General features: G+C 75.5%; 4 protein-coding genes. 2 read left to right on the forward strand and 2 right to left on the reverse strand.

Translation table 11 applies throughout. The features are described from left to right. Positions 1 to 880 (reverse strand): ROK family transcriptional regulator (locus ADY59_RS46680; protein ID WP_049577629.1); only part of this gene is annotated, 880 nt, incomplete at its 3' end. A gap of 113 nt (positions 881 to 993) precedes the next feature. Next, the gene (xylB, locus tag ADY59_RS46685) at positions 994 to 2,406 is read right to left on the reverse strand and encodes a xylulokinase (protein ID WP_049577632.1); all 1,413 of its coding nucleotides are present in this window, start codon (positions 2,404 to 2,406) and stop codon (positions 994 to 996) included. 85 nt (positions 2,407 to 2,491) lie between these two features. Between xylB and xylA the strand changes: the two genes are divergently transcribed. Further along, the gene (xylA, locus tag ADY59_RS46690) at positions 2,492 to 3,667 is read left to right on the forward strand and encodes a xylose isomerase (RefSeq protein WP_049577634.1); all 1,176 of its coding nucleotides are present in this window, start codon (positions 2,492 to 2,494) and stop codon (positions 3,665 to 3,667) included. A gap of 160 nt (positions 3,668 to 3,827) precedes the next feature. Beyond that, a partial coding sequence (locus ADY59_RS46695) for a hypothetical protein (protein WP_049577637.1) occupies positions 3,828 to 4,259 on the forward strand: 432 nt, incomplete at its 3' end.

Raw genomic sequence — 4,259 nt, forward strand, 5'->3', positions numbered from 1 at the left:
GACCTGGGGAGGGGGCGACGGGCGGGAGACCGGCGGCGCGGAGGACGGCGGCCTTGCCCGCGTACTGTTCGAGGCAGCCGCGGGCGCCGCAGGAGCAGGGGAAGCCGTCCGGGTGCACGGGCATGTGACCGAGCTCGCCGGCCAGGCCGCGGGCGCCGCTGAAGAGGCGGCCGCCGACCACCAGGGCGGCGCCGATGCCGCTCTCCGCCGACACGTGCACGAAGTCGGCCGCCACCGGGTGGGCCCACAGCTCGGCCAGTGCGCCGAGGTTGGCCTCGTTCTCCACGCGCAGGGGCAGCTCGCCCGGCCAGAGGGCGGCGACCGGGACGTCGTGCCAGCCCAGGTTGGGGGCCCGGTCCACGGTGCCGGGGACGTCGCCGACCAGGCCGGGGACCGCCACCACCGCCGCGACCGGCCGCAGCCCGAGTTCGGCGGCCTGGCGGGTGGCGTCGTCGGCCAGGCCGGACAGGGCGGCCATCACCTCGGCGGGGGTGAGCGTCGCGTTGGGGCTGTCGGCGCGGGACCACACCCGGACCTCGCCGCGCAGGTCGGTGACGCAGGCGCCGAGGTGTTCGACGCCGACCTCCAGGCCGAGCCCGGCGGGGCCGTGCTCGCTGACGGCCAGCGCGGTGCCCGGCCGCCCGACCCGCCCGCTCGCCGCCGGCCCCAGCTCGGTCAGCAGCCCGCCGGCTAGCAGTTCGTCCACCAGGCTGGAGACTGCGGTCCTGGTCAGCCCGGTGCGCCCGGCCACGGCCGCCCGTGACACCGGCCCGTGCGCGGCCACGGTGCCCATGACGAGCGCCAGGTTGTGCTGCCGCATCCCCTGCTGGGAGGCCGGCCGCACCTCCTCCCGCCGCGCGGGCCGGACGGCGCCGGCCACCTCGTGGCGATACGCGCCGCCCCGATCCCGCGACGCCCCCCCGCCCGCGCGGGTGGCACTCCGCGCGGTGCTCGCGATTTCCGGGGTTTCGGGCATGGCGTCCCTTTCGTGGGTCAAGGGGTGGCCAGAAGGCGTCCGGCCCGGGGCAGCGTACCGGCGATCCTCTCCATCGCCCCGGCGTCCCTGGGCACCGGGGGCAGGAGGTCGCCGCGGGCGGTGCCCCAGCGGCGGGCGACCTCGTCCGGGGCCTCGCCGGTCAGGAGGGCCGCCGCCTGGGCGGCGGCGCCGAGTGCGACGAGCTCGGCGGCCTCGGGGACCAGGACGGGCCGGCCGGACAGGCGGCGGATCGTCTCGCGCCACGCGGCGCCGCGTGCCCCGCCGCCGATGAGGACGAGCGGCACGTCCGGGTCGGGCGACTCGCCACCGGCCCGCAGGACGTCGTCCAGCGCCGCGAGCAGCGAGTGCGCGGCTCCGTCGTAGGCCGCCTGGAGCACCTGGCCGGCGGTGGTGTCGTGGCGCAGGCCGTACAGGAGCCCGGCGGCGTGCGGCAGGTTGGGCGTCCGTTCCCCGTCGAGGTAGGGCAGGACGACGGCGGTGCCGCCGGGCTCGACGGCGTCGCGGTCACGGCCGAGCAGTTCGGCGATCTTGTCGACGGCCTGGGTGCAGTTGAGCGTGCAGGCCAGCGGCAGCCAGTTGCCGAGCGCGTCGGCGAACCCGGCGACGATCCCGCTCGGGTCGGCGGGGCGTCGCCGGGTGACGGCGTACACGGTGCCCGAGGTGCCGAGGCTGAGCACGGGGGTGCCGGGGAGCAGGCCGAGGCCGAGCGCGGCGGCCATGTTGTCGCCGGTGCCGGAGGCGACCGGCGTGCCCTCGGCGAGCGGCCCGCCGGCGCGTACGGTGCCGGCCAGGCCGGAGACGACCCGGGGCAGCAGGGACGGGTCGAGCCCGGCGGCGTCCAGCAGCTCCGTGTCGTATCCGGAGGGGGTCCACCAGCCGGTGCCGGAGGCGTCGCCGCGGTCGGTGACGCCCTCGCCGGTGAGGCGTTCGGTGAGGTAGTCGTGGGGCAGGCGGACGGCGGCCACGCGGGCGGCGTTCGCGGGCTCGTTCTCGGTCAGCCACAGCCATTTGGTCAGGGTGAACGCGGCGGTCGGGACGCTGCCGACGCGCTCGGCGAGCCGGTCGGCGCCGTACTTCTCCGCCAGGGCGGCGGCCTGCCCGGCCGAGCGGACGTCGTTCCACAGCAGCGCCGGGCGGACGGGCGCGCCGGCGGCGTCCAGGGTGACCAGCCCGTGCTGCTGGCCGCCCACGGAGACGGCGGCCGCGCCGGCGGCGTGGCCGGTGGCCTCGACGGCGGCGCACAGCGCCTGCCACCACTGCCCGGGGTCGCTCTCCCGGCCGCCGCCCGTCGTGACCGCGTGCGCGGCGCGGCCCTCGCCGACCAGGGCGCCGGTGTCCACGTCCACGGCGACGGCCTTGGCCGACTGGGTAGAGCTGTCGATGCCGATGACGACGCGCTGTGCCGACATGCTGCCTCCTGCAATCCGGGGGCGGGCTTCCCTCCGCCGCTCTGGCATATTAATTTGTTTTCTGCCCTTACGAATAGGAGTCCCAGTGACTGACAGCCTCACGCCCCGCCCGGAACACAAGTTCTCCTTCGGTCTGTGGACCGTCGGCTGGCAGGGCCGCGACCCGTTCGGCGACGCCACCCGCCCGGCCCTCGACCCGGTGGAGACCGTCAACCGGCTCGCCGAGCTCGGCGCGTACGGCGTGACCTTCCACGACGACGACCTGATCCCGTTCGGCGCGACGGACGCCGAGCGCGACCACCACGTCAAGCGGTTCCGCCAGGCGCTGGACGCGACCGGCCTCAAGGTGCCGGCGGCGACCACGAACCTGTTCACGCACCCGGTGTTCAAGGACGGCGCCTTCACCGCCAACGACCGCGACGTGCGCCGCTACGCGCTGCGCAAGACGATCCGCAACGTCGACCTGGCCGTCGAGCTCGGCGCCAAGGTCTACGTCGCGTGGGGCGGCCGCGAGGGCGCCGAGTCGGGCGGCGCCAAGGACGTGCGGGTCGCGCTGGAGCGCATGAAGGAGGCCTTCGACCTGCTCAGCGAGTACGTGCTGAGCCAGGGCTACGACCTGCGCTTCGCCGTCGAGCCCAAGCCGAACGAGCCGCGCGGCGACATCCTGCTGCCGACGGTCGGGCACGCGCTGGCGTTCATCGAGGAGCTGGCCCACCCCGAGCTCGTCGGCGTCAACCCGGAGACCGGCCACGAGCAGATGGCCGGGCTCAACTTCGCCCACGGCGTCGCCCAGGCGCTGTGGCACGGCAAGCTGTTCCACATCGACCTGAACGGCCAGACGGGCGTCAAGTACGACCAGGACCTGCGCTTCGGCGCCGGCAACGTGCGTGACGCGTTCTGGCTGGTCGACCTGCTGGAGACGGCCGGGTACGAGGGCCCGAAGGTGTTCGACTTCAAGCCGCCGCGCACCGAGGACATCGACGGCGTGTGGGCGTCGGCGGCCGGCAACATGCGCAACTACCTGATGCTCAAGGAGCGCGCCGCGGCCTTCCGCGCCGACCCGGAGGTGCAGGAGGCGCTGCGGGCCGCCCGCCTGGACGACCTGGCGCGGCCCACGCTGGCGGCCGGCGAGTCGCTCGCGGACCTGCTCGCGGACCGCAGCGCGTTCGAGGACTTCGACCCGGAGGCGGCGGGGGCGCGCGGGATGGCCTTCGAGCGGCTCGACCAGCTCGCCATGGAGCACCTGCTGGGCGCCCGCTGAGCGACGGGGCGGTCACCCGCCGACGCGGGTGACCGCCCCGGGACGCCTCTGGGGTCACTTCGGTTTACCCAGATATCCGAATTTTCCTGACAAGGCGGTTGTGGCCCCGACAGAATGCGGTTTCCATCCAGCGTCTACCGGAAACTGGAGGGAACACCACATGCGCAGACCCCTTGGGGTACTCGCCTGTCTCGCCGGCGCCGCTCTCGCCGCGCCCGTCGTCCTGCCTCTCGCCCTGCCCGTCGCCATGGCCCACGCCGAGACGGCTTCGCAGGCCGCGTGCCGCCTGTACGTGAGCGGCCCGCAGGTCACCGGCGACGGCAAGATCCGGGCCTCGGCCACCAGGCGCGGCTGCGAGCGCCCCGCGCTGGTGCGCGTGCGCGTCAAGCGCGCCCAGCCCGGCAAGGACCCGGTGGTCAAGAGCGGCGCCCGGCGTACCGGCGACGCGCGCCTGACGCTCACGCTGCCGTGCGCCCCCGGCGTCTACTACACGCTCGCCACCGACTACCGGGGCCACACGGCCAAGTCCCGCCCGGTCCGGCTCACCTGCGCGCCGGCCCCGGCACCCAGCCCGACCGCCACCGCCACCGCC

It is taken from the genome of Nonomuraea sp. SBT364 (assembly GCF_001083785.1).
Classification (GTDB): Bacteria; Actinomycetota; Actinomycetes; order Streptosporangiales; family Streptosporangiaceae; genus Nonomuraea.

What these genes read in the sequence shown, in the direction of transcription:
- xylB (WP_049577632.1), bottom strand. Translation starts at nt 2,406, where the DNA reads ATGTCGGCACAGCGCGTCGTCATCGGCATCGACAGCTCTACCCAGTCG.